Below are 26,981 nucleotides of genomic sequence, written 5' to 3'. Positions count from 1 at the left end.
ACGCCGCCAAGCAAAGAACCACTGCCGATGTTATTCGGTGGTGGTTTTTATTTGTGTTTATAAGCAAAAATTAGCATTAACTATTAGTTTAAAGATAGTGCACTAAATGACTCTACATACATAAGCGCCACTCGTTATGAGTGGCGTTTCATATATATAAAATGAACCTGTCCGTATGACAAATACAGTTGTATGCATCAGGCAATACACCTAATATAACCAGGGAGTTTCCCTTGACAGTCTAAATAACGCTTTGCTAAGATGGCAATAATAAATTTTTCAGAAAACGTATTTTCGGCATAAAATACAGCCTGAGATCTTCGGGTTTTGGACCGTAAAGCTGAGCAAACATAAGGAGGAACGCCCGCGTGTGGGAAGATAAATTTGGTAAGGAAGGTTTCACCTTCGACGATGTACTGCTGGTGCCCCGGAAATCCGAGACACTGCCTAAAGAAGTGGACGTATCTGTTCGTTTGAGTGACAGCGTTAAACTGAATATTCCTTTGATTAGTGCTGGTATGGATACTGTTACGGAAGCGACATTGGCTATTGCCATTGCCCGTGAAGGCGGTATTGGTATCATCCATAAAAATATGTCTGTTGAGCAGCAAGCGGAGGAAGTGGATCGGGTTAAGCGCTCGGAAAGTGGTGTTATTACGAACCCGTTCTCATTGACAGCGGAACATCTGGTTTCTGATGCAGAATTGGTTATGGCAAAATATCGCATTTCCGGTGTACCGATTGTTGAAGGAGATCAAAAGCTTGTTGGTATCCTGACAAACCGTGACTTGCGTTTCATCCACGATTTCTCCATTAAAATCAGCGAAGTCATGACTCGTGAGAATTTGGTTACTGCGCCTGTAGGTACTACACTGCAAGAAGCAGAAGGCATTCTCCAGAAGCATAAAATCGAGAAACTTCCATTAGTAGATGAGTCCAACACACTGAAAGGTCTCATTACTATTAAAGATATCGAAAAAGCAATTCAATTCCCTAACGCAGCTAAAGATGCACAAGGACGTTTGCTGGTTGGAGCAGCGATCGGGATTTCCAAAGATACCTTTGAACGTGCTGATGCATTGGTTCAAGCCGGTGTGGACCTGATTACGGTAGACTCGGCACATGGACATCACATAAACATCATTGATGCGGTTCGTCAGCTGCGCGAACGTTTCCCGAACCTGACCATTGTTGCAGGTAACGTTGCTACAGGCGATGCAACTCGTGAATTGATCGAAGCTGGGGCGTCGGTTGTCAAAGTGGGAATTGGTCCAGGTTCCATCTGTACAACACGTGTAATTGCTGGTATTGGTGTTCCTCAAGTTACAGCAGTATACGATTGTGCAAATGTAGCACGTGAATATGGCGTACCAATCATTGCTGACGGTGGTATCAAGTACTCTGGTGAGATTACTAAGGCTCTTGCTGCAGGTGCTCATGCAGTTATGCTGGGAAGCTTGTTTGCAGGTACGGCAGAAAGCCCGGGAGAAACGGAAATCTTCCAAGGACGTAGCTACAAAGTTTACCGCGGTATGGGTTCAATGGCTGCGATGAAACAAGGAAGTAAAGATCGTTACTTCCAAGATGATGACAAGAAACTGGTTCCGGAAGGAATTGAGGGACGTGTTGCTTACAAAGGTCCATTATCTGATACGATTCATCAGTTGATTGGTGGTCTACGCTCAGGTATGGGATACTGTGGTACAAGCAGTTTGGAACAGCTTCGTAACAACACTCAGTTTATTCGTATTACAGGTGCGGGGCTTCGTGAAAGCCATCCGCATGATGTACAGATTACGAAAGAAGCCCCTAACTACTCGTTGTAATCTGAATTGTGTTAATTATTTCCAGGACAGGCTTGGCGATTTTCGCCGGGCCTGTCTTTTTTTGCGGATACCCCTGTGATAGAATAGAACAAGCGGTAATGATCCTTTAATGGATTAGGGCATTGCGGCGGTTTTTTGACGTGAGTCTATGAAACTGCTTCTGACAATGAATTTTGAGTGATTGAAAAAGGTTGAAGGTAGCCCAGCGAAAAAAGAAGCGCGGACGTCCTTTTACATAAGCATTTCATTTAATGCTAACTAAGTGACAATCGATTCGAACTTTAGGAGCAATGACAATGCTCTTTCGATACAGCGCATATACGACACACCTCACACATCATCTCCACTTGTTAGGGACTAGAAAATATTGCAGCTCAAGCTGTACTGAAGCACACAATAGAAAGCTTCGGACCGAAGGGAGTATTCATCATTGAAAACCAAACAAATGAATAAGAAAAAACGTCAAATGCTCAAAAAAAGCGTAGCCTCGGTTATGCTGATTAATATGCTCTGCATGTCTGCGGTAATGCCTGTTATGGCTGCTGCAAACGATTCAGGGCAGGTATTGACCGCAGCAGCGACAACAACGAAGACAGAAAAAGCCGTGGACATTCCTTCGGCAGACTCACTGGGACTCGATGTTAAATCAGCCATACTGATGGAGGCTTCAACGGGCCAGATTCTACTCAATGTGAATGCGGATAAAGCTATGCCGCCAGCAAGCATGACCAAAATGATGACCGAGTACATTGTGGCTGAACAGGTCAAACAGGGGAAATTAAACTGGGATGATGTCGTTACAGTTAAAAAGAACGCAGCGGAAAGTACTGGATCACGGATTTTCCTCGCAGAAGGTGACCAACATACAGTCAAGGAGCTGTACATTGCTATGGCTGTTGGTTCTGCCAATGATGCTACAGTGGCTTTGGCTGAACACATCGCTGGCTCCGAGCAAGCTTTTGTGAAAATGATGAATGATGAAGCGAAGCGTATGGGAATGAAAGATAGCTACTTCATCAACTCCACAGGACTGGATCGTGCAGATATGCCTGCGGACTTCCGCCCAACTGAGGATAAAGAAATCGTCATGTCGGCACGGGATGCGGCCATTTTGTGCAGATACATCATCATGGATCACCCGGACTACAAAGATTTTACAACCATTCAATCTTATAAATTCCGTCCTAATGACAAAGATCCAATTGTTAACTATAACTGGATGCTGGAAGCGAATAAAAATATAACCAACTTCAAAAGCTATGCCTATGAGGGTCTGGACGGGATGAAAACGGGCCATACCACAAACGCTGGGAATAACTTTACGGGTACGGCTGAGCGTAATGGCATGCGTCTGATCAGTGTGGTTATGGGTACCGATTCGGAGCCAGCGCGTTTCAGAGAAACAAAGAAAGTATTGGACTTCGGATTCAACAATTTTGAAGTGAAACAGGCGGTTGCTGCCAAAACTAAAGTCACAGGCTGGGAAGCTGTACCTTTGAAAAAAGGGAAGGAAACAACAGTACCTGTTGTGACGGATAATGCAGTAAGTTTCGTTGTACCTAAAGGTACTCAAAACCTGGACGTGACATTTAAAGCGAATGTAACTGAAGCTGATAAGCTGGTTGCTCCAATTAAGGCCGGAACCAAGGTTGGGACGGTTACTTATACGTACAAAGCTGAAGGAATTGAGCCACAAGAGAAGACAGTGAACCTCATCACCGCAGAAGAAGCCGAAAAAGGCGGTTGGTTCCGTCTCTTCTTCCGTGCAGTGAAAGATTTCTTCGTTGATCTGTTTGATGGCATCAAAAACCTGTTCTAATAGATAAGGTGAAAGAAGACGGGATAATATGACATTTTCAATATAGTGTCGTTAGACCATTGACAAAATACAAGTAATTCCGACCGGATGGATTGTATATTTACAATTTTTCCGGTAAAATATCAAGTTAGAATTCTACGTATAAATCAGTTTAAAAGTCTATTGTTCTTCTAACTGACAATGCATATTTCACATCCTGTTTATGGACAAGAACGACACATCCATTACGGTAGATTGGGGTATGGAAACGGGAATAGCACGCGTAAAAAGAGGTGCGAAAGCGCGGATCGGACATTATGTGGCGCCAAGGACTTGGATGAAGCGTTGCGCCGGATTGGCGAAGGTGCTTCCATGATCGGTACCAATTCCAAACTTGCACCTTCCGAGCCCATGCAGGATCGCGGCTGGTAAGAGAAAGGTGGATTTTAAATGAAGATCGGCGTTTTAGCACTTCAAGGGGCAGTCACCGAGCACATTCGTAGTATTGAACGGGCCGGAGCAGAAGGATTGGCGATTAAACAGGTTCAGCAACTTGAGGAGCTGGATGGGTTGATTCTTCCTGGCGGTGAGAGTACCACGATTGGCAAACTGATGCGTAAATATGGTTTCATGGAGGCCATTCGGGCATTCGCTGCTGAGGGTAAACCGGTATTCGGCACCTGTGCTGGTTTGATTGTTATGGCCAAACATATTGCAGGACAAGAGGAAGCTCATCTGGAGCTAATGGATATGACCGTCTCCAGAAATGCATTTGGACGGCAGAGGGAAAGCTTCGAAACGGATCTTTCGGTAAAAGGCATTGAGGAGACGGTAAGGGCGGTGTTTATACGGGCACCCCTGATTGAGAGTGTAGGAGAAGAGGTAGAGGTTCTTTCCACTTACAAGGATGAGATTGTCACTGCTCGCCAGGGGCATCTGCTGGCTTGCTCCTATCACCCTGAGCTGACAGATGATTATCGACTGCATGCTTACTTTGTGGACATGGCTAGGTCGTATAAACAGCCTGTACAGAACCAATAGTGGTTGATATACAACCTATGATCTGCCGGTGAACCGGATCAGTCCTTCAGAGGCTTTACACGGCTTGCTGGCAAGGAGCTGTCTGGTCAGATACCTGATGTTGCCCGTATCTGCTTCCAAAGCGGGAATCGCAGCGTAGGGTAGCGCCGGATGTCATAGGTTGTTTTTTTACCATTGAGGAATGATGAAGCTATAAGGCTGCAAAGTTTTTACAGGAGTTAATAAGGAAGGTTTCTACTTTGTGGTGTTATTTAGGAGGGGTATTTAGTGCTTGATGTGAAAATATTGCGGAATGAGTACGCACGTGTTGAAGAAGCATTGACGAAACGTGGCAAATCGCTGGATCTAATCGCTGGGTTCACGGACATGGATGCCAAGCGTCGTGAGTTGCTGCAAGAGAGTGAAAACCTGAAAAGTCGCCGGAATACGGTATCCGGAGAAGTTGCCAAGCTTAAAAAGAGTGGTGAAAATGCGGATGAGTTGATCCTTGAGATGCGCGAAGTCTCCGATCGAATCAAAGCAATGGATGAAGAAGTGCGTGAGTTGGAAGTGAAGATCAACGATCTCACTATGGCGATTCCGAACATCCCTAACGAGAGTGTGCCTGTTGGTGCGTCCGAAGATGATAATGTGGAGATTCGTCGTTGGGAAGAGCCGAAGTCATTTTCATTTACACCAAAAGCACACTGGGAAATCGCACAGGACCTTGACATCCTTGATTTTGAAGCGGCTGCCAAAGTAACAGGCTCCCGTTTTACCTTTTATAAAGGGCTGGGTGCACGTCTGGAACGTGCTTTGATCAACTTTATGATGGATCTGCACAGCGATCAGCATGGCTATGAAGAGATTCTACCTCCATACATCGTTAACCGCGATAGCTTGTTTGGAACTGGCCAACTGCCGAAATTCGAGGAAGACCTGTTTAAGCTGAAAGATACCGAGTATTATTTGATCCCTACCGCTGAAGTTCCGGTAACGAACTATCATCGCGAAGAGATTTTGAATGCTGACCAGTTGCCTAAACACTTTGTAGCATACAGCTCGTGTTTCCGATCCGAAGCAGGTTCTGCTGGACGGGATACACGTGGCTTGATTCGTCAGCATCAGTTCAATAAAGTTGAGTTGTTGAAACTGTCTTCTCCTGAGACCTCCTATGAGGAATTGGAGAACATGACTCAAAATGCGGAACGTGTGCTTCAATTATTGGGGCTGCCTTACCGTGTTCTGACGTTGTGTACAGCAGATATGGGCTTCACGTCTGCCAAAACATATGACATTGAGGTCTGGTTGCCGGAAAGCAATACGTATCGTGAAATCTCGTCTTGCTCCAACTGTGAAGACTTCCAAGCACGTCGAGCTAATATCCGTTTCCGTAGAGAGCCAAAAGCGAAACCGGAATTTGTTCATACGTTAAATGGTTCAGGACTGGCAGTGGGGCGTACAGTAGCTGCTATTCTGGAGAACTACCAACAAGAAGATGGAACAGTGGTTATTCCTGAAGCACTGCGTCCTTACATGGGCGGAGTCAGCGTGATTGCCCGTCGTTCCTAAGATGTTCAACTAAATGAATGAAATAAAAAACCGTCTCCTGACAAATGGAAGTTTAGAACGATCCATTTTCACAAGGAGACGGTTTTTTGTAGTTTATTGTTTATAACGACTATAGATTAGCCATAATTATCACCTAAGCGAAAGCGTAATTTTAGTTCACATACTCAATGGAGCGCAGTGTACGCACCAATATCATAAGTGCTTCGTCTGTGGTTACTGCTTTTTTAGGTTCGAAGGTGGTCCCGAATGTATCTTGAAGCAAATTGAGCGATGTCAGAGCCTGGACTTGGGCTGTGGCCCAAGGAGAGATAGATTCATGGTCCAGATAGGATATCACAGCTGAGCTATTAGCGACAGAAACTCCTCCTGTATACTGAATTGCCCGATAGACCATGATTGCTAGCTCTTCCCGCGTGACCTGGCGATCGGCACGGAATGTTCCATCATCATAGCCTTTAACAAGTCCAAGGTGTGCAGCGGTTGCCGCATACGACTGTTCCTCAGTCCTTAGATGCGATTCCGTTTGCCCCTAAGGCAGAAACTAATAATTGGGCAACCTCTCCGCGTGTGATGGGTCCATCGGTCTTGAATTGGTTCAAAGCAAGCAATTGTTTATTCTGCATGTATTGGATGCTGTTTATCGATGAATCATTGTCTGAAGTATCTATCTGTTCATTTGAAGCAATAACATAAGTGCTGTATTGCATATCTCGTATTCTTACCTCCCATTGCCCTTTATTTTGGACGTAATAGGCTGGCACGTAGGAATATGTCCGCGTTTCTTCATTGAACCCGAGTACGGTTGCTGTTTGTGGGTCAAGATCTGTAGTACCAAGGTGGATCACCCGAGTCACATTTTTTAATTCTTCTTGATCCAGCTTGAGCGTTTGGTCGCCAGCCACCCATTGTACATTGAAACGTAAAGGCTGTACCAACATTTTTAGGCCAGCCGGTAGCGATTGTTTTAGGTCAGACAACTCATCGTTGGACAGGACATCAATGTTGATCTGGAGATCAAGCTGTTCGGTTGGCACATGCAGTAGAGAAGATGCGCGTTGAATATTTAATTTGTTCAAAGCTAACGTCATTTTAGACTGATTGCTGAACAGAGTGAATGAAGAAACTTTGTCCTTCGAGCGCAGGAAAGAAAGAACTCCTTTTTTATTCCCTCCGAAATCAACTCACTGATTCGCTCCTCAGGCAATGCGTTCAAAGGGTCATTTTTACGATACACACCTATAAACAAGCAACCACCCCATAATGAAAAAGTCTAAATTCGATTATACAGAGCAGGGCTGAACCGATTCTGAACAACCATATCAATCTTCAGGTAGCAATGTTTACCGGTAGTTAGTAGGTGGAATTTCCCTTTTTGATGTATCGAACAATAAATCTTATAAAAAGGTTGCTTTCTGTCATACAATTATGGTACGATCTATTTCGTGGCAAGTTTATAAAAGTTAATGTTCTGGAGAGGTACCGAAGCGGTCATAACGGGGCGGTCTTGAAAACCGTTAGGGGGCAACTCCACGTGGGTTCGAATCCCACCCTCTCCGCCATACTACAATTATGATAAGGGTTCGAGCGATAAGCTCGAGTCCTTTTTTGCATTTATTTATACATTTAGCACAGCTGCATAGCCGCTGTATTTACAGAGCATTTTTAAGACAAGAAATCAGTTTGTTTCAATATCTGTGTGATGCATAAAAACATTCAAATCGCCGCACTTTATATAAGAGTGGAGGTGGTAAGATGAACCGCGAATTAAACATAGATCAGACGGAGCTCGTAGGTGCTTGGCAGGAAAGATTGCCTGAGGTCCTAAATGTCGGAGATCGGGCTCAAGTTATGGCTGACGAGGCTGATCAACAGGCTATTCGAATTCACATCGCAACAGCGGGACACCAGATGTACTCTTTTGATTTCAAGTGTGCCTATGTGGATTCTCGTGAAGTCAGTGTACAACTAATTGATGTGGAGCGCGATGGAAGTACGACGGATGAGCGTACAGAGCCTATTCAGGAATTGGCTCAGGATTACACGCGTCATATTCATGAATGTGCCCAGTCGTTGCAAACCAAAACCAGACATTAGGCAGACGTAAAAGGAGTGGTAATACGTGAGCAAAGCCAAAGCTGGAACAGATAAAAACCTGCAAAATGTAGTCGCAGATCTGGATCAGACACCTGTGAATAGTCACCATGCCCAGCAAATTCAACAGGACTCGAATGACCGTCGGCATCAGGATTCCATAAATCATGATAAAACGGAAGATATGGACCCATCCCATTCCTAATCCAATGAAGAGGGGGGAACAACATGAGTAAACCCAAAACAACACCTGTGCCTGAAGCTCAGGCTAATGTGCAGCACCGAAAACCTGAAAAGCATTCTTCCATGCAGGAACCGTTGTCCGGCTCCAAAAAAGTGAAAAACCAGAATCATGTAGATCATCACAATCCTCAAGGCTAAGTTAAAGGAAGATTCATTCCTTTCTTTAGCACATATTAATGCATAACTATAACCTATAACTCCGGTTAACAAACCGGGGTTTTTGCGTGTTCATACATGATTTAGAGGAGCACACCATTGATATCTATAGCTTACATAGGTCTTTGTAGCCAATTTAGAGAGTAAAGCTCACAAATTTCCCAAATCGTGTTTCCGTTTCAGAATAAATGGTATATCATTGATATTGAATTATTTTTTTTGGGTTATCACGAGAGGAGAGAAACAAATGACTAAACGTATGGGGGCGCTTCTTCTTACGTTGCTGTTAACCGTATCCATGGCACTGACAGCATGTAGCAGCAAGCAAGAACCAAAAGAGGCATTGAAGACGGCGGCAGCCAATGCTTCCAAACTGACTTCGTATGAGATGAGTTCTAACTTCACTATTAATGAATTGAGCTATAAAGCTGCAGACGAGTCACAACAGGATCCAACGATGTCTCAGTTTATGAGCATGCTGAAGGATGCTCAGTTGAATGTTACTGGCGTATACCAAAGCGAGCCAATGCAGACCGAAATGACGGTAGGTATTGAGCTTAAAGGCGATATGGGTATGACATTTACCATTCCCATGGTTATGACCGCTGAGAAGTTATATGTTAAGGTACCAAGTATTCCGTTCTTCCCGATTCCGGAAACGGTTGTTAATAAATTCCTAGAGCTGGATCTGAAAGAACTGGCTGAGCAAGAAGGAACGGAATGGAATCCGGATGCTATGGATGCAGCGAAAACACAAAAGCTGAGCAATGAAGTTATGGATGCGGTTCTGAGCGAGTACGATCAGGATAAATTCTTTAAAAACCTGGACGTGAAGGATGCACAGCTTCCTGAAGGTTTGGATGCCAAGCAAGTCGTTCAATTTTCGGTCAACAATGACAATGTGAAAGAAGCTGTTACTGTTCTGGTAACCAAAGCATTGCCTAAAGTATTGGATATCATCTCTAAAGAAGAGTATCGTGACATGTTGCAAATGAGTCAGGAAGATATCGACAAAGCTAAAGAGGATCTGAAAATTACTGAAGCAGATCAAGCTGAAATGGCTAAAGATCTGGACCAGTTGAAAGATACACTGACCATTAACCAGTTCCACATTGATTTTGCTTTGGACAAAAAAGATTTCCCGGTATATCAAAAGTTGGTTGCTGATCTGTTGATTAAACAACCTGATACCAAGGATGAAGTTAAACTTGCTTTCACTGGTTCGAACACTTACACCAAAATTAACGAGAAGCCAGCATTCAAAATCAATATTCCTACTGGCGAAGACGTCATTACAATGGATCAGTTTGAAGAATTAATGAACGCATCTTACGGATACTAAGTTCTCAGTTTCATGTTAAAGCAAAGAGCCGCTCGACCTTAGGGTTGAGCGGCTCTTTGTATGTTGTTACATGGTATATTCAATTACTGTAAAGATTCACCCAAGTCCTCGGCCAGCACAGCGTAGATCTGATGATCCTGATACTCTCCGTTAATTTTGAGATATTTACGAGCAATGCCCTCAGCTTGAAAGCCGTTCTTCTCGAGAACACGTTTGGAACCCGTATTGGACAACAGAATGGCTGCTTGGACACGATTTAACTTCAGGGCACGGAAGGCGTAGGATACAGCGAGTTTCACGGCTGCGGTCATTCGTCCGCCGCCTTGGTAATCTGGATGGATGAAGTATCCCATGTCTGCATAATTGGCAACGCCCTGAACGACATTGTTCAAGCTAACCTGACCGATCAGAATACCATCGTCGATTGTAAAAATTCCGAATTGATAACCTGTTCCTTCTTCGGCCGCCTGTATTCTATCCTGAATGCGTCTGGTTTGCGCCTGCAGCGTATAGAATTCATCATCCCGGATAGGCTCTACAGCTTGGTAGGGATGACGTGTAATTTGAATAAGAGCAAGATACGCCTCTGTATCTTGTGGAGTAAGTAAACGGAGACTTATTCCTTTTGGTGTGTCGTATAGTGTAAGCGGCATGGAATGCACTTCCTTTCCAGATGGGTGTAAGATTCTATTTTTTGCGTAAACGCCGGAAAAATTGAGTCAGCATGGTGGAGCACTCTGGTTGCAGAATGTCAGCAACCACTTCGGTTCGATGATTAAAACGAGGTTCCTGCAGCAGATTCATCAGCGTTCCTGCGCATCCGGCCTTGGGGTCTGCGGTACCATATATGATTCGAGGCACTCTGGATTGCACAATGGCACCTGCACACATGGGGCATGGTTCCAGTGTGACGTACAGACTGCAATCCAGCAGTCGCCATGCACCGATGGCTTCACTGGCCTGCCGGATGGCTACCATCTCCGCATGTGCTGTGGAATCAAGTGTCGTCTCACGCAGGTTATATCCACGACCAATAATACGGTTATGTTGAACAATTACAGCCCCGATCGGCACTTCCCCGAGTGCTTCTGCTTTGTACGCTTCAGCAATGGCTTCACGCATCCAGTGCTCGTGCTGAGCCTCCTCGGAGAGATGCGTAAGATCAGGTTGGAGAACGTCATCCTTCATTAAAATGTAAAACTCCTTCCAAAGAGCATTTTATGCGGCGAACAAACATTCGTTTGTTAACATGTTGTGTATAAGTCTGTGGATAACCAACGAGTTGCTCACATAGTTATGAACATACTATCCACATGCCTGTGGATTTGTGTATAAGTTTTAGTGGTTATTCCCATTGTAGGCATGGAAAAGACAAAATACAATTGATTTCGCGTTTTTCAGCCAAGCGGTAACTTTTGGACAAGGGTCAATTATCCTTTTCAAATAGACATACAACAGTTATGATGGAGATAGGTTTTGCCATATATCGCCAGAGGGTACAAGCCGAGAGGTGAACGAAAAAGTTGTCTATTAAAACGAAATTATCCATGATTATGTCGTGCTCAGTGCTCGTCATTTTGGTTTTAAATATAGCACTGAGTTATTATACTACAGAAGAGAATTTAAGGCAGGACAGCGAAACCAAGATGGTGCTTACGGCCAAACAGATTGCAATCGCTGTCGAACAGAGTCAGTCCAGTTCAGAATATGTAAAACGACAAATTGGGAACAATCTATGGCTGGCCTCAGTAATGGCAGCGGGAGAACTGGACCCGAATATTAATAATATCACAAATGAAGACCTGGTTCGCATGAGCGAGAAAGTCGGTGTCTCCCACATTTCATTGATGGAGCAAACGGCTGATGATATTGTGGTTACCCGGTCTTCCGATCCAAAGGAGATTGGATTGTCTACCAAATCCATGACGTACTGGTATCAGGCATTTAAACAGCTGTTCGAAAACCATCAGGTTACAATTTCACAGGGACAGAAGTTGGACCATTTTTGGTCGGATGGATTCGAATACTCTACATCCAATCCGTCAGATGTTGATATCTGGGGTTACTATCATGATGGGAAGAGGAATTACATAATCAATCCCTTCTATAATAATGCCGCTGTTGACGACTATGTGAAGATCTCTGGTCCAGACGAGATTTTGAATAAGATTCGCGAAGTGAATTCATCGATTCTGGAGATTACAGGTATCAATCCATTGACCTTCGGTAGCTCGAACATGAGCAATGACGGAAGGGATACGAACCACAACAAGTTGAATAACAGGCCTATTCGTTTCGGTACATATCAATATGGTGCCGCAGAAGAGGATCACAAGGCGGTTGTACGGGCAATTCGTACTGGGCAGAATGTATCTTTTGTCAGTGAAACTCATGAACAGAAGGTGCTCAAAAGTTTCATTCCGATATTTACCCCCAATGAATCATCTTATGTGATTAGTATTGTCATGGACTATAAGCAAATATCCTCTATGGTATCGGAACAACTGGTTAGCCATGCCTCGATTTCGCTTGTGTTGCTGGAGATTGTGATCTTTGGTAGCTATTTGCTTGCGGGATACATTACGCGCCCTATTCAATCTATTCTGGGCAAAGTGAATGATGTGGCTGATGGCCATTTTGATTTCCGTCTAAAAGTGAGAAGGAAAGACGAACTGGGCCAATTAGCGAATCGCATTAATGCGATGATTCGTAATTTGGGCCATTATACGAATCGTCTGAAACAGATGTATGAAGAAAATCGTGCGGTAAAAGAGCATTTGGAATCGATTATTAACCAAACGGCAGATGCGATTCATATTACGGATCTGGATGGAAATGTACTGCGGGTAAACCGTGCCTTTGAGCAGTTGTATGGCTGGCGCAGTCGTGAAGTTGAAGGACGCAAATTGAAAATTATCCCTCCTGGTACTGAAGAGGAGATGGAAGAGCAGCATGCCCAGTTGATTGAGGGTATGTCAATTACGTCTAATGAAACGACATGGATGAAGAAGGATGGTAGCCGTGTCGAAGTCAGCGTGAGTACAGCACCAGTCCGGGATGAAGCAGGAGAGATTACAGCACTGATCAGCGTATCAAGAGATATTACCAGCCGTAATCGTATGGAGGAACTGCTCAGACGTTCCGAGAAACTGACGACGGTTGGTCAGCTGGCAGCCGGGGTTGCGCATGAGATTCGTAATCCGCTTACGACCTTGCGTGGGTTTCTTCAGCTCCAACAAGAGACGAACAAGCTTAATCATCGTCACCTGGATTTGATGCTGTCAGAGTTGGATCGAATTAATCTCATTGTGGGTGAGTTTCTGATACTGGCCAAACCACAAGCGGTTCATTTTCAAGAACGGGATATTCGCTTCATTCTGGGAGATGTTATATCATTGCTGGATAGTCAGGCGCATCTGCATGGTGTGGAATTTGTATTGAATGCTTCATCGGATTCAGCTATGGTACACTGTGAAGAGAACCAGTTGAAGCAGGTCTTCATTAACTTGTTGAAGAACGGCATGGAGGCCATGCCAGACGGAGGTAATATTCGAATTAAACTCAATCATGACGAAGAGAATAGTCGGGTTCGGATTGAAATTAAGGATGAAGGCACTGGAATTCCAGAAGAACTGATGCCTAAGCTGGGGGAACCATTCTTCACAAGCAAGGAATCGGGAACAGGGCTTGGCCTGATGGTCAGCCAGCGCATTATTCAATCACATAAGGGCATGATGGATATCAAAAGCGTCATGAACAAGGGAACGACCGTCATTATCGATCTGCCTGCCTCCCCACAGCAAACGGAGAGTATAGAGGAAGAGCATAAGACGGACAATGAACCTACAGACGAAGAGAACTAGATGAGGTGAGATTACCTTTTGCGTATTAATAAATTTATCAGTGAAACAGGTTTTTGTTCCCGTCGGGAAGCCGACAGATTGGTGGAAAGCGGGAAAGTAACGATTAATGGAGTGACGGCAGAGCTGGGCAGTCAAGCAGAAGATGGCGATGATGTAAGAATTAATGGTCAACCTATTAAGGAAAAACGGAAACACGTATATATTGCGCTTAATAAACCTATTGGAATAACGAGTACAACCGAACAGCACATTCAAGGGAATATCGTTGATTTTGTAGGACACAAAGAGCGTATCTTCCCAATTGGTCGCCTGGATAAGGATTCGGAAGGTTTGATTCTGATGACCAATGACGGTGATATTGTCAATCGAATTCTAAGGGCAGAAGGACGCCATGAGAAAGAATATATTGTCACCGTCGATCGTGCGGTAACGCCGAGTTTCTTGAGAGGCATGAGCACAGGAGTCAAGATCCTTGGCGAAATGACGCTGCCTTGTACGGTGACTCGTATATCAGAGCGGGTGTTCCGCATTATTCTGACAGAGGGAAAAAACCGTCAAATTCGCCGGATGTGCAGTGCATTTGGCTATGAGGTTCGGAAGTTGAAGCGGATTCGTATTATGAACATTCATCTCGGTGAACAGGCCACAGGGACCTGGAGAGAACTGACACCCGCAGAGAAGTCGGAATTAAGCAGTTTGCTAGATTATAATATGGAATAAATGATGATTGTCCAAGGCGCTGCTTCCCCTCAAGGGAAGCAGCGCTTTTTCATATCAGTGGATAGAAAAAAGTCACTCCCCTGGTATTAAAGGAGAGTGACATAAGCTTAAGCATTAGTTTGCTATAACGAACGATTCTTTAGTTACCTTGTCCGACTGCTTTCACGGCCGTGTTGTTACTCTGATATTTCCGGATAATCGAAACTTCTACCCGGCGGTTTTGAGCTCGTCCAGCATCCGTTTGGTTGCTAGCGACTGGGTGATACTCTCCATAACCGCTAGGTGTGAACTTCGAAGGGTCCAGCGCCTCATTCAATAACAGAATTTTGAGGAAATTCAGTGCTCGATCGGCACTCAAATCCCAGTTATCCTTATATTGGCTGTTCGAAATGGGAACATTATCAGTATGGCCAGACACAACGACTTCATATTCCGGGAACTCCTGCAGCATGCTCGAGATGGCTTTGGCCAGCGAGCGTGACTCGGGTTTAACATCAGCCCGGCCTGAGGAGAACAGGGCGTTATCACTGATCGTGATTTTGAGCTCAGACTGATTCAGCTTGGTATTCAGCTGATCGGAAAGCCCATTTTTCTGAATATATTGATCAAGCTGTTTCTTGAGTTTCTCCAGATCTTCCTGTTCTTTCTGGGCCATTTGCGCATCCGTAATCTGAGCCGCTGTCTTCTTGGTGATTTCTTCAGGCTGCTGTTTGTTCTTGCCCAAATCTGTAGTAGATTCTGTAGGGTTCATGGAGGTATGATCCAGTACACCCGAACCACCATTCAATGCGCTGCTCAGTGCGGAAGCCATCTGTTCAAACTTCGTTGCATCTATAGAGCTCATAGAGAATAATGTGATAAACAGAGCGAGCAGCAACGTCATTAAGTCGGAGTAGGGAAGCAACCAACTCTCGTCTATATGTTCTTCATGCGGTTCGTGTTTTTTAGCCTTTTTCACCTGATGAGCCCTCCTTCTCTTCCAACTGTCTACGTTCGGAAGGTGTCAGGAATACAGATAATTTTTGATTAATGGCAATGGTGGATACACCAGATTGTATGGATAACAAGCCTTCAACCATCATCAGCTTGATTTCCATCTCTTTTTTGGACATCCGCTTCAGTTTATTGGACATCGGATGCCACAACACGTAACCACTAAAGATACCGAGAAGTGTCGCGATAAACGCCGCTGCAATTGCATGCGAGAGCTTTTCCATATCACTGAGATCGGCAAGCGCTGCGATGAGGCCTACAACGGCCCCGAGTACCCCGAGTGTTGGTGCATACATCCCCGCTTGCGCGAAGATCAAGGCACCGCCACGATGGCGCTCTTCTGTAGCATGAATATCTTCCATGAGTACATCACTTACAAATTCCTGATCATTGCCGTCAATAATCATACGCATACCGCCGCGCAGGAACTGATCATCAATATCTTCGACTTTCGATTCAAGTGCAAGCAAACCTTCACGACGGGTGGTGGAAGCCCAGTCCATAAATGTGCCGATTAGAGAAACACGGTCAATCAGTTGTTGCTTTTTGAACAGTACCCCGAATAGCTTGGGGATTTTTTTAACTTCAGACATGGGAAATGCCATGAAAATAGTTGCTGCCGTACCAACAAAAATAATAACGTAGGCTGCTGGGTTGTTAACCAGGTTGATAAGGGGCGCACCCTTCAGGAACATACCCACTACAAGTGAAACCAGCCCTAAAACTAGTCCGATAATCGTTGAAATTTCCATCATACACCTCATCCATGAGATAAAATTGAATCCTTTCAAGCGGCTTTATTCGGGCTTCCGGACGAACGTTACACCGCAATCCGTTTAATGTTAGGCATCCTTTAGGGTTGCAGAAACAGTTAAAACGGTCATGTATAGTATTTATCGACCAGATGGCCTTTTTTTTTAAGGGTTATTTTCAGGTATAATAAGATCAAATCTGCTCCTTAGGGGCTAAATAGGAGTGAAAAGCCAATGGGCGTAAAGCATGGACGAGATTATGAAGGAATATTGACAGATTTGACAGAGGCTATAGGCCGAATACCGGACCGCTATGTTTTCTTTGAAATGGATGAGGAAGAATGGTCACGCCTTGGTGTAACAGAGCAACTCGAAGTGGATGAGGCATTGGCGGAAGATCTGTTCTATGCACTGGGTGAGGAGTCGGTCATTCCGGTAGGAAGTGGAGTGGTCATTCATGACAAGGATCAGCACCGAATTCATATCTTAATTGGGGAAGAAGAACTGACTTTTGTACCGCTCATTTAGTATGCTCCTATAAGATATTTTGCATGGAAAACCGAGTTGGAAAATCTCCCTAAAGCCTTATGGTTAGTGGATCTAGCGCCATTTGTACTATTGGAATTTGAGGCTTGTCCGTGGTAAGATGATAGTCATGAAACGGGCGAACCGCAGGGCGGTGGACCTATGCGTTTGGGTTGCTATGGGTAGCACCAAAGGTTTCGGTGGCAGCATGGACAGTTGTCTGTGATAAGCCATCATATGGGGAGGAAGATAACGTATGGTTTTTTCGCAAGAGGAAGTCGAAGCTCATCTGGGAAGGCTGGAAGGCTGGGAACTGGAAGAGGGACGATGGATTGTCCGCAAGTTCGTATTTTCCAACTACATGAAAGGGATTGCATTTGTGGACGAGGTCGCAGCGATTTCGGAAGCGTTCAATCATCACCCTTTCATTACGATTGACTATACAACAGTCACACTGCGTCTCACATCATGGGATGAAGGTGGCATCACATCTGTAGATATTAAAGAAGCAGAGCAATATAATGAGGCTTTTGAGAAAATGAGGTCGGAATAACCTGGATCGGTTATATCGCACTACCGGAAATGAGTGAAGCATACATGTCAGACGATAATCAGAACAAACCTCTTATTGCTGTCGTAGGCAGCCTTAATATGGATCTGGTGGTGAAGACAGACATCATTCCTGAGGAAGGCGAGACGGTGAGTGGGGAGGAACTGCACTATTTGGCCGGGGGCAAAGGCGCCAATCAGGCGGTTGCTGCTGCACGACTGGGTGGACAGACTACGATGATTGGTGCCGTAGGTTCGGATGGTTTTGGTGAACGCCTGTTGCACAGTCTAACGGAAAGCGGGGCGGATGCCTCGCAAGTTCGCATTCTGGATGATACCGTTACAGGTACGGCCTCCATCTGGCTCTCCAAAGGAGATAACCGGATTATTGTTATTCCTGGAGCGAATGGGCAGGTTATGCCTGCGATGCTGGAAGAGGCGGATACGGTAAAAAGCCTGACTGCAGCCGCAGCGGTGCTGCTGCAGCTGGAGATCCCGCTGCCTGCGGTCACCCGCGCCGCCCAACTGGCGGCTGAAGGCAGCGCATTGGTGGTACTCAACCCGGCGCCTGCGGTGCCGGGTCTGCCCCAGGAGCTCCTGCGGTGCGTCGACGTCGTCACGCCGAACCGCAGTGAGCTCGCCGTGCTCACCGGCCGGGATGATCTCCGGCCGGAAGACGTGGATGCGGCGGTCGCAGAGCTCGCCGCATCCCTCGGGGCCGCTGTCGTCACGACGCTCGGCCCCGAGGGGGCTGTGTACGCGGCAGCGTCTAGCGGCCGCGTTCAGGCAGAGCGTGCCGGCGCGTGCCGTGCGCCCGGCTACGCCGTAAGCGCCGTCGACACGACCGGCGCTGGCGATTGCTTCAACGGCGCGCTGGCAGTAGCCCTCGCGCGCGGAGAGACGCTGGACGCGGCGGTAAGCTTCGCCATGGGCGCAGCCGCGTTGTCGGTGACGAAGCTCGGCGCCCAGTCCGGGATGCCGTCCGCACGTGAAGTGCAGGCTTTCCTTGCCGAGCAGAAGGCAAAGACCCAGTAATATATGCATACTTTAGGTGAATCAGAGGCAGGCTGGAAGGATACGCTAATGCCTCTATTTAGCCATAGCATGGTGGATGTTTTCATCGGAGCATCCCTGAAATGACCAAGAGGCTCTTACTTCCCAGTACGGGAGAGTAAGAGCCTCTTGTCTGTATGACCATTGATAAAACGAGTAACCCTGTATTACCAATAAGGGTTGACTACGTTGCGCGTCTAGCGCCAGCGTGGTTTAGAGCATGAGTAAAGAGCAGAGGATGATTGAAGCCATCACACTCTCTATACATGCCCCCTGCCACAAACTGATCGCCTTGAACATCTTGGATTACTTCTTCTCCGCCAGCCACATCGCAATATTCGCGATTTCTTCATCCTTCAGCTTGTCTTTGAACGAAGGCATACCGCCGCTTTTACCTTTGACGATGGTCGTATAAATCTTCTCCACATCGTCCTGGCTGCCAATCTTCTGCAGACTAGGGCCCATGCCCCCTTGAAGCTGATCACCGTGGCAGGTAATACAGTTTGCTTTGACCAGTGCCTCAGCCTGTCCTGCATCCATTGTAACTTGCGGCATCGTCGGTTTCGCTTCTTCTGCAACTTCCTCTTTCCCTGGAAGCGTAAACATTAGTACAATAGCTAAAGCGCACGCTGCAAAAAATACCCCGCTCATGATCCATTTGTGCATCCCTTATGTCCCCTCCAGAATGAAAGATCATCTAACTTGAAACTATCCATATCATTATAACGGAACCTGTAGTGACATCATAGCATTTTGTGGTAATTTTTTGAACTAATCACATAACCGGGGACTTTTTGGGGTGATTTCAAGCCCTAGTTATTCGCGTGGACCTTCATAGACCATACAGTAAAAAGGTTTCAAACCACCCGGTGTCTGTCGTTCGTATGTATCCTGCGTAACAAATCCGGCTTTGAGATAGACACGAATAGCCCGGTCATTCCAGGTCAGAACTTCCAGATCAATTTCGTTTGCAGGGTTCCGGCGAATGGCTTCCTGCACAATGGCCGAGACAAAAGCCGTTCCTTGACCATGACCACATCGATCGGGGTGCATGCCAAGTCCGATGCGGGTTACACCTTCAAGAGGGAAGTACTGAGCAAAACCGCAAATCTGCTGATCCTCTCCCAGCACCACCGCATATTGTTCTTTCCGTAGCTTGGGATCGCCGAATTCCACTTCAAGTGCTTTCATCTGCTCCCAGGGCAGCCAGCTATAAATATTATAAGGCGGGTCATACTGCCAATCGCAGATTAGTTCCGCGTGTTCTTCTTGCATGGGCACAACGTGAAACGTCACAGGGGCTTCATCCATACAACTGCACGCTCCTCTCATTGTGAACAAGCTATAATGATTTTGATTTGTCCATATACATATACATATGTCATTCCATATCTAAGCTTGTTTTCACTCTACAAAAGAGGCGTTCATTTGGCAAGTCCTCGTTTTTGAAAAAAAGTGAAACAAAAGTTCCGGTAATTTCGTTTATATTATAGTGGGATGGGTAAAAACATTATAAGAGCACGGGCGAAGCAATGAAAAATAGCTTTAAAAAAAGTTAAAATTAGGTTTGATAGCTATCCCGAATATGTTAAGGAAACGAAGCACAAAAAAACCGCCGGATAACATTCCTGCGGAGAATGTACCAGACGGTTCTATTATGCTTCGTTACAGTAAAGTTATTGTTACAGCATGACGTTGCTCGGCTTGTCCCTATTCAATGGCCAATGTCTCATATGCGTCCGTGCTCATAATACGTTTAGCGCCAACATAGCGGTTGGCCCAATAGCTTTCGCTTAATTCGCTAATTGTAACTCCTTTGGAAGAAGAGGAGTGTGCAAACTTCCCATTCCCTACAAAGATCCCTACGTGCGAGACCCCTTTGCCCGTTGTATTGAAGAATACCAGATCACCTGGTCTCATTTCCATCCGGGATACCGAATCACCCATGTCGAATTGTGAACTCGATTGGCGAGCCAGATCAATGCCCAGCTTGTCGAATACATAACTTGTGAATCCAGAGCAGTCAAAGCCGTTAAGCGTTGTTCCTCCGCTTTTGTATGTAGTCCCCATTGCTGAATCAATAACTTGGTCCATTTTCGAATCTGCGAATGCGCTGCCTGCTCCAAGCGATAATGCGAATGTGAGGCTGAGTACAGCTGCGGTTAATTTCTTCTTAAACAAGAGATATACCCCTTCCAATGCCTGCGAGGTTAGCTTAAGGATTCGGTTGAAGGTCCCCTATGATCCCTCTGTTGCAAGATCAATTCACCCATAACTGGTTCCCCCGCTTCCCAGGTGCTAGGAATTTGGCTATGCTAGTTATGCACCTGCGAAATCAAGAAATGACGATTAAATTTTAAGTAGTTACAAATATGAAGGTAAAGATTACAAAGTTGTTACTAAAAACTCACTGCGATTATTGTAACAGAGGTATATCACTTTGGCAACGTTTAACAACAAAATTAACAAAAAAACCCTCGACCTTTGACGGGGAAAGGTCGAGGTTTGCTTGTTTAACGGCATTTGAAGAATACAACTTTACATAGAGATGGTAACCGTTTTTAACCGTTTAATTTAATCTTTGACCGAGTTGGACTGCCATAGGCGGAAATGGGCACATATTTTCCACAGGCTCAGCAAGCACCGGGCAAGTGGATACGTTTGTTGTAGTATAAGACCAGTTAAGCCGGTTAGTAACCATGAAGCTGAAGTAAAGGCACCAAAGACCAACAGATGAAGGCCGCCCAGCAGGACAGCAATGCCGATTAGAGTGATGACTTGGCGTAGTGCAATCCATATAGCTTGAAACGTACCACGTGCTCCGCCTTCCCCATCGGGAGCTGAGATACCAAACTGCATGTACAGTAGGACATGATGGATAACCCACCCGTATACAATCCAACCAGCAACATAGGGAATACCAGGCAAGAGCAGATGGAGGGAATGAAAACCTTCCATAAAGATGGAATAGAGCTTTGGCGCGAGCCAATAAGCGGGTAGCAGCAGTAATATAGTCCGAATGGTGTGGAGCAACAGCATCGGTTTCCATAAATTTTTGATACCGCGAATGAATGGAATGCGCTCTTCCGAATGGTTATAATGCTGGAGCGAGTAGAGCAGCCCTGCCTGAATGAGTGGGCTAATCAGAATCCGTATCAGCAGCATAGCCCCTAAAATCCATAAATAGCGGTGAACCTCCGGATTCGTTGTCAGACCGAGTTGGCTCTCCATTTTAAATAAAATCGTACTGAGTTCCCCTGTATCAGGGTCAGGATAACGCAGGAGCAGCGGAACCACAGCTGACTGCACCATTCGATAAAGAAAGTATCCCCATACTAATTGATAGAGAAATAAGAGTGCCGCAATGAACATATGCTGACGGACGAGAAACCAGCCTTCACGTATTTTCGCTTTCACTGTATCCACCTCACCATGACAGACTTCCGAATATGGCTTCTATAATTTTGGTTGCGCTCATGCTCCAGCGGGATTTAGTTGGCTCATCCAGTCCGGCTTTCAGAAAATTGTTCATATGATGGTTCTCCAGCACAATCGTGTATAGCGGATCAGTCATAGCCCAGGAAACAGGGGAAGTATAGGTCAGTTTGTAGGTAATGCGCTCCTCGCTACCATCCCATTCTTTCGTCATGGTTTTCCCATCTTCGAACATAATTCGAACAGGAACCTTCTTATATTCACTCCCTTTTTTCTGCAATGTAACCGATGACTCGTACAACGTTTGGCCGTCTTTCAGGATAGGATTGATTGCGATCTTTTCCACTGCAAAGTCAGCCATGCCATCGCCGTATACATACTGATTAAAATAATCGGTCCAGGATGTACGCGTCACTTGTTCCACGACCTTTTGAAAATCAGACGAAGTAGGGTGTTTAAAGCGGTATTTATTCACATAGGTCGAGAGAATACGCTCCATCGTTTTAGCACCAACCTGTTGTTCTATTCCAAGTAATACAAGCTTGCCTCGTGTGTATACGTTTGCTGCATATTGATTCTGGGAATCAAACTTCCAGGAGTCCTGTGTCAGTGAAGCTGGAGAAGTAATGAGACCAGCTTGTACGGGCAGATTCGGGATAAGTCCGTATTCCTGTTCCATTACTTTGTCTTCTGCATAGGAGGTGAATCCTTCGTCCAGCCAAGCCTCTTCAAATTCATTACTCGCGACCATGCCGTAAAAATACTGATGCCCAATCTCGTGCACAACCGTGCGTTCCAGATCGTAGCCAGGAGCAGAATCATCTGCACCGAAGGCGGTGACCAAGGTAGGGTATTCCATTCCCCCTGCGCCATTCCCTGATTTGGGCGGGACAACGATGGACAGTGTGGAATACGGATAAGGGCCAAACCACTTGCTATAATTGGATAGCGCTGCTTTGGCGGCGTAGAAATAACGTTCCTTCAGATCCTCATGAGCAGGGTCGAGATACAGCTTGATTCGTACGCCTGGCACATTGGGAGCAGAGAAGGGTTCTTCTGCATAAACAAAATCAGGAGAGGCTGACCAGGCAAAATCATGCACATCATCGGCATAGAACTGATATACTTTTTCGCCGTTCTTCACAACCGCTTGCTGGGTTGGGAATCCAGTAGCAGCTACTTTGTATGTTTCCGGTACCCGAATACGCACACTATAGATACCAAAATCGGCGTAAAACTCTGAATTACCGTGATACTGATGCAGATTCCAGCCTTCGGTCGTTTGACCTCGTGTGCCTACTGGCTCATATACGCTAAGTTTAGGGAACCACTGACCTGCCATAACGAAATTATCTGCTGTTCCCATGCGGGCAAAAATTTTCGGTAGCTTGACCTCAAATCGGGTGTGAAGCGTGATGCTTTCACCGCCTTTAACGGGTTTGGGCAGCCGTACCTTAATGAGGCTAGTATCTTTCATGTTTCCGTCATCCGGTTGCACATACTGCATCCGATGTAAGAGAGAAAGCCCATCCTCTGTTTTCATTTCTGTAATATGCATGGAACCGTAACCGTTCGTGGGCATGACATCACCTCGAAGTTTCCCTCCGGATTCTTTCATAAAAGTGGTGTCGGCAGAAGAGAAGGCATTGGGATACATGTGAAAATAAAGCTCGCTGACGGTTTTCTTACCTGGATGTGTCCAGGTGATCGTCTGAGTCCCTTGCAGTACATTCCCGTCTACCAGCTTCACATCCATGTGATATTCCACTACGCGGTTGCTGAACACTTCAGCGGTAGGTGTCTGTATACTTTCCGGAGATGTTTGGGTTTTGACGGGTGCCGTAGGCTTGCCCGATTCCGGGGCGAGCGCAGGCAAGTCAGATTGAATGGAGCGTGTGGAGCCCAGACCAAGCCATATCCCCCCGGCAACTACACACAGGGCTATAATTGCGGTGAGCCAGCTCTTGGCGCGTCGTGGAATCATCGTTAAATACCTCCCGTTGACAAGCATCTACAGCATGTATATGTTTGCATTGGGGCGATTATTAGTTAAAATATTTGTATCAACCCTTGGAGGCTATAAAACATGGACCAAAACGAGCAGAACGGCAAAAAACAGATTGCCTTGAATATCGTTAGTGCAAAGAGCAAACACAAAGGTTTCGGTGCAGGCTCCATTGATCTGAATAACCTTTCCCCCGTTATTATTGATAACGGTGAAGCAAAGATTGATGTGGGCGCGATGCATGCGAAGAGCAAAGTGGAGCGCAATATCAAGTTCTCGACTAATCGTGAGGATGTGCCCAATGGACGCCAAGTATGGCTAGTATGGGTAGCTGTGGACCGTAACGAACAGGGGCAGTTCTATGGTGGAGCAACTGCGTGTGAGATGTGGATTGATACAGAAGCGCGTCGTGGATGGAAACTGCTTGCCGATCATGTGAATCGCATGGATTATGCCATGAAGCGCCGGTTCATGCTGGATGATCTTGGACCTGAGGATCGCGCGGCACTCAAGACGTTGCTGACTACGCATAACGAAGAATGGTGGAACGCTTCTCCGGATGAATTGAAAGAAGCGCTTGCCTAATTAATGAATGTTTCAAGCTGTTCAAAAAGAAGAAGCAAAAGCCCCGTGACCGAGATGATCGGTTCGGGGCTTTTGCTTTTATGCTAAATTGAATTTTACGGGTAATGACGCAATTACGTCATTACGTATTTACGTCACTTTGGTTATTCCACCCACCAGCGTTTGAAATCCTTCCACCATGAATGCTTCTCTTCCTGTATTCCCTGCTGGTTTTGCACTTCTCGAGTGTCTTTATCTTTCTCTGAACCCGAATCGTCTGAAGCGCTGCGGCAGACCTCGGTCGGTTCCGTGCCATCAATAAAAACTTCCAGCCGTTTCTCGGCGCAGCCATTGCCAGCCAGTTTGCCGGATTCGGGATCGATATATACACTGACGACGTTATCCGGTACAGTAAAAATCTTCGGTGGAACACTGGCGAGGGCCTGTTCCGTAAACTGGGCGAACATGGGTGCCGCACGACGCCCGTCGGATGTGGAAATGGCTTTGCCTTGATCGTAACCGACCCAGACAGCCGTTGAGAGCTCTGGAGTGAAGCCGACTAGCCAAGCATCCGTATTGGTCGTCCCCGTTTTGCCGGCGACAGGCCGTTTAATCGTTGCAGATACCCGATTACCCGTACCTCCATTTTCGAACACACTTTCCATCAAGCGTGTTAATACATAAGCGGCAGCGGGTTCAACGACCTTCTCGGCCTTGGTCTGAGGTGCTTCATAGATTACTCGTCCTGCGGCATCCGTCACTTGCAGAATGGCTACAGGAGGTGTCCGCTGTCCACTTGCGGCAATAGCGGAAAATGCTGAAGCCATCTCCAATGGACTAACTGGCGAGGTGCCGAGTGCAAGGGAGGGTACCGGGCTCATGTTGCTCGTAATCCCTAGATTCTTGGCCATCTTCACCACTTGTTCAGGTCCAATCTGCATAATCGTATTTACCGCATAGATGTTGTCCGAAGCGGCGATCGCCTGTCTTAAATCAATCTCACCTAAATACTTATCCCCGAAGTTGCCGGGTTTATAGGTTTTGCGATCATTGTCATAATGAAACAAAGTCGGCTCGCTTTTAAACATGGACGCACTGGTGAGCTGTTTGGATTCCAGGGCAGCCAGATACATAATCGGTTTAAAAGCAGATCCCGGTTGGCGTGTAGTCGCCAGTACATGGTTAATCTGATTGGTGCGGTAATTTTTGCCACCCACCATCGCTTTGATGTATCCGGTACGCGGATCGATCGATACCAGAGCCGTTTCGAGCTCGCTTTTGGCGTCCATGCCTCTGGCTACAGCGTCTTCCGCAGCTTTTTGTACACGCAGATCCAGCGTGGTGTATATATTCAATCCCCCATGATCCAGCATCGCTTCGCTGATTCCCAGCTCCTTGATGGCTAGATTCCGGATATAATCGCGGAAATAGGGTGCGCTTTCTACGGTTTTGCGTTCACTTTCCGGCTTGAACGAAAGCATTTCCTCATAAGCCTTGTCTGCTTCCGCTTGCGTAATTTTGCCGATGTCAGCCATGGCATTCAATACAACCTTCTGCCGGTCCTTGGCGTTCTTCATATGATTATATGGTGAATAGTAGGTCGGACCCTTTGGAATCCCTGCAAGCATGGCACTTTCGGCAAGCGTCAACTGTTTGGCGGATTTGCCAAAATACATCCGTGAGGCTGCTTCGATCCCGTAGGCGCCGTGACCGTAATAAATTTCATTCAGGTACATCTGCAGGATTTCATCCTTGCTATATTTCATCTCCAATTGTGCCGTGTACATCGCTTCCTTGGCTTTGCGGGTCCATGTCTTTTCATGAGACAAATACAAGTTGCGCGCGAGCTGTTGCGTCAGTGTACTTGCGCCCTGGGACATCTGCATATGTTCCAGGTTGACGAGTACAGCCCGTCCCATTCCTCGGATGTCGAAGCCGACATGATCATAGAACTTGCGGTCCTCTACAGCAAGTGTAGCGCTAACCAAATCAGGTGAGATATCTCCCAACTGCACGGGTACCGAGTCTTTGCCGCCTGCCGAGAAAGTGGCAATGACTGCGCCCTGACTGTCCAGCAGCCTGGAATTGCGATCGGAGTCGGCTAGTGGCAGGCTGGTGGCGTATAGATAGACCAATGCTGCTGCTGTGGAGATTAGGCCGAGAATAGCGAGCAGAGTCAGGCTTTTGATGACTTTCCATATTCGGAACCCGCGTTTGCGGGTCTTTTGGCTTGATTGGGTCATGGAACGGGCTCCTTTCTTTTCTTTCCAGTATGGGAATTCAATGACACGGATATTCAATCCGGCCGTTTAACGGTTTAAAATATAGCTTTTTTGCAGAAAAAAACCGTTTTGCAGTATAAACGTCAATCGCGTATAATGCAAAAGGGTAATGAAAAGTAACAGTTCGACACAACATACAATAGGCAAGGAAGGTCGAACAGTTCCCATTGTCAGTGATTTGATTCTTTGATT

26 protein-coding genes, 1 tRNA gene, 2 pseudogenes and 1 riboswitch are annotated in these 26,981 nt (G+C 46.1%); of the genes and pseudogenes, 16 read left to right on the top strand and 13 right to left on the bottom strand.

What is annotated here, in order from left to right; all coding sequences use genetic code 11:
* The first annotated feature begins 368 nt into the window (after nucleotides 1-368).
* The 5 genes and pseudogenes from guaB (at nucleotide 369) to serS (ending at nucleotide 6,216) form a co-directional block, all read left to right on the top strand.
* Nucleotides 369-1,826, top strand: coding sequence for an IMP dehydrogenase (guaB, locus tag AC4PM4_RS30335; protein WP_491615258.1), 1,458 nt, complete (start codon nucleotides 369-371; stop codon nucleotides 1,824-1,826).
* 445 nt (nucleotides 1,827-2,271) lie between these two features.
* On the top strand, nucleotides 2,272-3,645 hold the full coding sequence (locus AC4PM4_RS30330; protein ID WP_176854911.1) for a D-alanyl-D-alanine carboxypeptidase family protein: 1,374 nt from the start codon (nucleotides 2,272-2,274) through the stop codon (nucleotides 3,643-3,645).
* A gap of 294 nt (nucleotides 3,646-3,939) precedes the next feature.
* Nucleotides 3,940-4,017, top strand: a pseudogene (locus tag AC4PM4_RS30325) (hypothetical protein); the annotation flags it as partial.
* Between the two features lie 57 nt (nucleotides 4,018-4,074).
* Nucleotides 4,075-4,665, top strand: a complete 591-nt coding sequence (gene pdxT, locus AC4PM4_RS30320) for a pyridoxal 5'-phosphate synthase glutaminase subunit PdxT (RefSeq protein WP_400349473.1) — start codon at nucleotides 4,075-4,077, stop codon at nucleotides 4,663-4,665.
* A 267-nt stretch (nucleotides 4,666-4,932) separates the two neighbouring features.
* Nucleotides 4,933-6,216, top strand: a complete 1,284-nt coding sequence (gene serS, locus AC4PM4_RS30315) for a serine--tRNA ligase (RefSeq protein ID WP_063567620.1) — start codon at nucleotides 4,933-4,935, stop codon at nucleotides 6,214-6,216.
* Nucleotides 6,217-6,367: 151 nt separating this feature from the next.
* On the opposite strand, the gene AC4PM4_RS30310 is transcribed toward serS, so the two are convergent.
* The 3 genes and pseudogenes from AC4PM4_RS30310 to AC4PM4_RS30300 all read right to left on the bottom strand — a co-directional run bounded on the left by AC4PM4_RS30310 (nucleotide 6,368) and on the right by AC4PM4_RS30300 (nucleotide 7,292).
* Nucleotides 6,368-6,610 (bottom strand): S-layer homology domain-containing protein, encoded by a 243-nt coding sequence (locus AC4PM4_RS30310; RefSeq protein ID WP_491615257.1) that lies wholly within the window; start codon nucleotides 6,608-6,610, stop codon nucleotides 6,368-6,370.
* A 15-nt stretch (nucleotides 6,611-6,625) separates the two neighbouring features.
* A pseudogene (locus tag AC4PM4_RS30305) lies at nucleotides 6,626-6,697 on the bottom strand (S-layer homology domain-containing protein); the annotation flags it as partial.
* 19 nt (nucleotides 6,698-6,716) lie between these two features.
* Nucleotides 6,717-7,292, bottom strand: coding sequence for a hypothetical protein (locus tag AC4PM4_RS30300; RefSeq protein WP_491615255.1), 576 nt, complete (start codon nucleotides 7,290-7,292; stop codon nucleotides 6,717-6,719).
* A gap of 394 nt (nucleotides 7,293-7,686) precedes the next feature.
* Between AC4PM4_RS30300 and AC4PM4_RS30295 the strand changes: the two genes are divergently transcribed.
* The 5 genes from AC4PM4_RS30295 (at nucleotide 7,687) to AC4PM4_RS30275 (ending at nucleotide 10,048) form a co-directional block, all read left to right on the top strand.
* Nucleotides 7,687-7,775: transfer RNA gene (locus tag AC4PM4_RS30295), tRNA-Ser, on the top strand.
* Nucleotides 7,776-7,968: 193 nt separating this feature from the next.
* Nucleotides 7,969-8,310: a hypothetical protein gene (locus tag AC4PM4_RS30290; RefSeq protein ID WP_063567622.1), complete on the top strand. Its 342-nt coding sequence runs from the start codon at nucleotides 7,969-7,971 to the stop codon at nucleotides 8,308-8,310.
* Between the two features lie 25 nt (nucleotides 8,311-8,335).
* Nucleotides 8,336-8,512: a hypothetical protein gene (locus tag AC4PM4_RS30285; RefSeq protein ID WP_162842467.1), complete on the top strand. Its 177-nt coding sequence runs from the start codon at nucleotides 8,336-8,338 to the stop codon at nucleotides 8,510-8,512.
* A 23-nt stretch (nucleotides 8,513-8,535) separates the two neighbouring features.
* The gene (locus AC4PM4_RS30280) at nucleotides 8,536-8,688 is read left to right on the top strand and encodes a small acid-soluble spore protein P (RefSeq protein ID WP_063567623.1); all 153 of its coding nucleotides are present in this window, start codon (nucleotides 8,536-8,538) and stop codon (nucleotides 8,686-8,688) included.
* 265 nt (nucleotides 8,689-8,953) lie between these two features.
* A complete protein-coding gene (locus AC4PM4_RS30275) occupies nucleotides 8,954-10,048 on the top strand; it encodes a hypothetical protein (RefSeq protein WP_090812030.1) in 1,095 nt (364 codons plus the stop codon).
* An 83-nt stretch (nucleotides 10,049-10,131) separates the two neighbouring features.
* Here AC4PM4_RS30275 and AC4PM4_RS30270 read toward each other — a convergent pair whose 3' ends face one another.
* Together AC4PM4_RS30270 and tadA are read right to left on the bottom strand one after the other, a co-directional pair.
* Nucleotides 10,132-10,701 carry a GNAT family N-acetyltransferase gene (locus AC4PM4_RS30270; RefSeq protein WP_063567625.1) on the bottom strand — a complete coding sequence of 190 codons (570 nt, stop codon included), beginning with the start codon at nucleotides 10,699-10,701 and terminating at the stop codon, nucleotides 10,132-10,134.
* Nucleotides 10,702-10,735: 34 nt separating this feature from the next.
* Nucleotides 10,736-11,236, bottom strand: a complete 501-nt coding sequence (tadA, locus tag AC4PM4_RS30265; RefSeq protein WP_063567626.1) for a tRNA adenosine(34) deaminase TadA — start codon at nucleotides 11,234-11,236, stop codon at nucleotides 10,736-10,738.
* A 335-nt stretch (nucleotides 11,237-11,571) separates the two neighbouring features.
* Between tadA and AC4PM4_RS30260 the strand changes: the two genes are divergently transcribed.
* On the top strand, nucleotides 11,572-13,911 hold the full coding sequence (locus AC4PM4_RS30260) for a PAS domain S-box protein (protein WP_063567627.1): 2,340 nt from the start codon (nucleotides 11,572-11,574) through the stop codon (nucleotides 13,909-13,911).
* Between the two features lie 18 nt (nucleotides 13,912-13,929).
* The gene (gene rluF, locus AC4PM4_RS30255) at nucleotides 13,930-14,631 is read left to right on the top strand and encodes a 23S rRNA pseudouridine(2604) synthase RluF (RefSeq protein ID WP_063567628.1); all 702 of its coding nucleotides are present in this window, start codon (nucleotides 13,930-13,932) and stop codon (nucleotides 14,629-14,631) included.
* 139 nt (nucleotides 14,632-14,770) lie between these two features.
* Here rluF and motB read toward each other — a convergent pair whose 3' ends face one another.
* Both motB and motA read right to left on the bottom strand, forming a co-directional pair.
* Nucleotides 14,771-15,589 (bottom strand): flagellar motor protein MotB, encoded by an 819-nt coding sequence (motB, locus tag AC4PM4_RS30250; protein WP_063567629.1) that lies wholly within the window; start codon nucleotides 15,587-15,589, stop codon nucleotides 14,771-14,773.
* Nucleotides 15,576-16,376, bottom strand: a complete 801-nt coding sequence (gene motA / locus AC4PM4_RS30245) for a flagellar motor stator protein MotA (RefSeq protein ID WP_024628803.1) — start codon at nucleotides 16,374-16,376, stop codon at nucleotides 15,576-15,578. The genes motB and motA overlap by 14 nt, the downstream gene beginning before the upstream one ends.
* A 234-nt stretch (nucleotides 16,377-16,610) precedes the next feature.
* Here motA and AC4PM4_RS30240 point away from each other — a divergent pair, with 234 nt between their 5' ends.
* The 3 genes from AC4PM4_RS30240 to rbsK all read left to right on the top strand — a co-directional run bounded on the left by AC4PM4_RS30240 (nucleotide 16,611) and on the right by rbsK (nucleotide 18,485).
* Complete coding sequence (locus tag AC4PM4_RS30240; RefSeq protein WP_063567630.1) at nucleotides 16,611-16,904, top strand: hypothetical protein; 294 nt, start codon at nucleotides 16,611-16,613, stop codon at nucleotides 16,902-16,904.
* Between the two features lie 253 nt (nucleotides 16,905-17,157).
* Nucleotides 17,158-17,454 (top strand): 4a-hydroxytetrahydrobiopterin dehydratase, encoded by a 297-nt coding sequence (locus AC4PM4_RS30235; RefSeq protein WP_063567631.1) that lies wholly within the window; start codon nucleotides 17,158-17,160, stop codon nucleotides 17,452-17,454.
* A 29-nt stretch (nucleotides 17,455-17,483) separates the two neighbouring features.
* A complete protein-coding gene (gene rbsK, locus AC4PM4_RS30230) occupies nucleotides 17,484-18,485 on the top strand; it encodes a ribokinase (RefSeq protein WP_491615252.1) in 1,002 nt (333 codons plus the stop codon).
* A 324-nt stretch (nucleotides 18,486-18,809) separates the two neighbouring features.
* Here rbsK and AC4PM4_RS30225 read toward each other — a convergent pair whose 3' ends face one another.
* The 5 genes from AC4PM4_RS30225 to AC4PM4_RS30205 all read right to left on the bottom strand — a co-directional run bounded on the left by AC4PM4_RS30225 (nucleotide 18,810) and on the right by AC4PM4_RS30205 (nucleotide 23,922).
* Nucleotides 18,810-19,169 (bottom strand): c-type cytochrome, encoded by a 360-nt coding sequence (locus tag AC4PM4_RS30225; RefSeq protein ID WP_063567633.1) that lies wholly within the window; start codon nucleotides 19,167-19,169, stop codon nucleotides 18,810-18,812.
* Between the two features lie 150 nt (nucleotides 19,170-19,319).
* Entirely contained in the window at nucleotides 19,320-19,814 is a 495-nt protein-coding gene (locus AC4PM4_RS30220; RefSeq protein ID WP_269055150.1) for a GNAT family N-acetyltransferase, read from the bottom strand.
* A gap of 399 nt (nucleotides 19,815-20,213) precedes the next feature.
* Nucleotides 20,214-20,684, bottom strand: a complete 471-nt coding sequence (locus tag AC4PM4_RS30215; protein WP_063567635.1) for a C40 family peptidase — start codon at nucleotides 20,682-20,684, stop codon at nucleotides 20,214-20,216.
* Nucleotides 20,685-20,687: 3 nt separating this feature from the next.
* A riboswitch (cyclic di-AMP (ydaO/yuaA leader) is annotated at nucleotides 20,688-20,825 on the bottom strand.
* 252 nt (nucleotides 20,826-21,077) lie between these two features.
* On the bottom strand, nucleotides 21,078-21,920 hold the full coding sequence (locus AC4PM4_RS30210; RefSeq protein WP_090812022.1) for a hypothetical protein: 843 nt from the start codon (nucleotides 21,918-21,920) through the stop codon (nucleotides 21,078-21,080).
* 10 nt (nucleotides 21,921-21,930) lie between these two features.
* Entirely contained in the window at nucleotides 21,931-23,922 is a 1,992-nt protein-coding gene (locus AC4PM4_RS30205) for a M1 family metallopeptidase (protein WP_063567637.1), read from the bottom strand.
* A 102-nt stretch (nucleotides 23,923-24,024) separates the two neighbouring features.
* Between AC4PM4_RS30205 and AC4PM4_RS30200 the strand changes: the two genes are divergently transcribed.
* On the top strand, nucleotides 24,025-24,528 hold the full coding sequence (locus AC4PM4_RS30200; RefSeq protein WP_063567638.1) for a YwhD family protein: 504 nt from the start codon (nucleotides 24,025-24,027) through the stop codon (nucleotides 24,526-24,528).
* A gap of 143 nt (nucleotides 24,529-24,671) precedes the next feature.
* Here the strand turns inward: AC4PM4_RS30200 and AC4PM4_RS30195 are convergent, their stop codons facing one another.
* The gene (locus AC4PM4_RS30195) at nucleotides 24,672-26,750 is read right to left on the bottom strand and encodes a transglycosylase domain-containing protein (protein WP_400349459.1); all 2,079 of its coding nucleotides are present in this window, start codon (nucleotides 26,748-26,750) and stop codon (nucleotides 24,672-24,674) included.
* Between the last annotated feature and the right edge of the window lie 231 nt (nucleotides 26,751-26,981).

Source organism: Paenibacillus sp. MDV22-iso6, from assembly GCF_058408365.1.
Note: the sequence above shows the minus strand (reverse complement) of the source record. Positions and strands in the feature narration are given on the sequence as shown.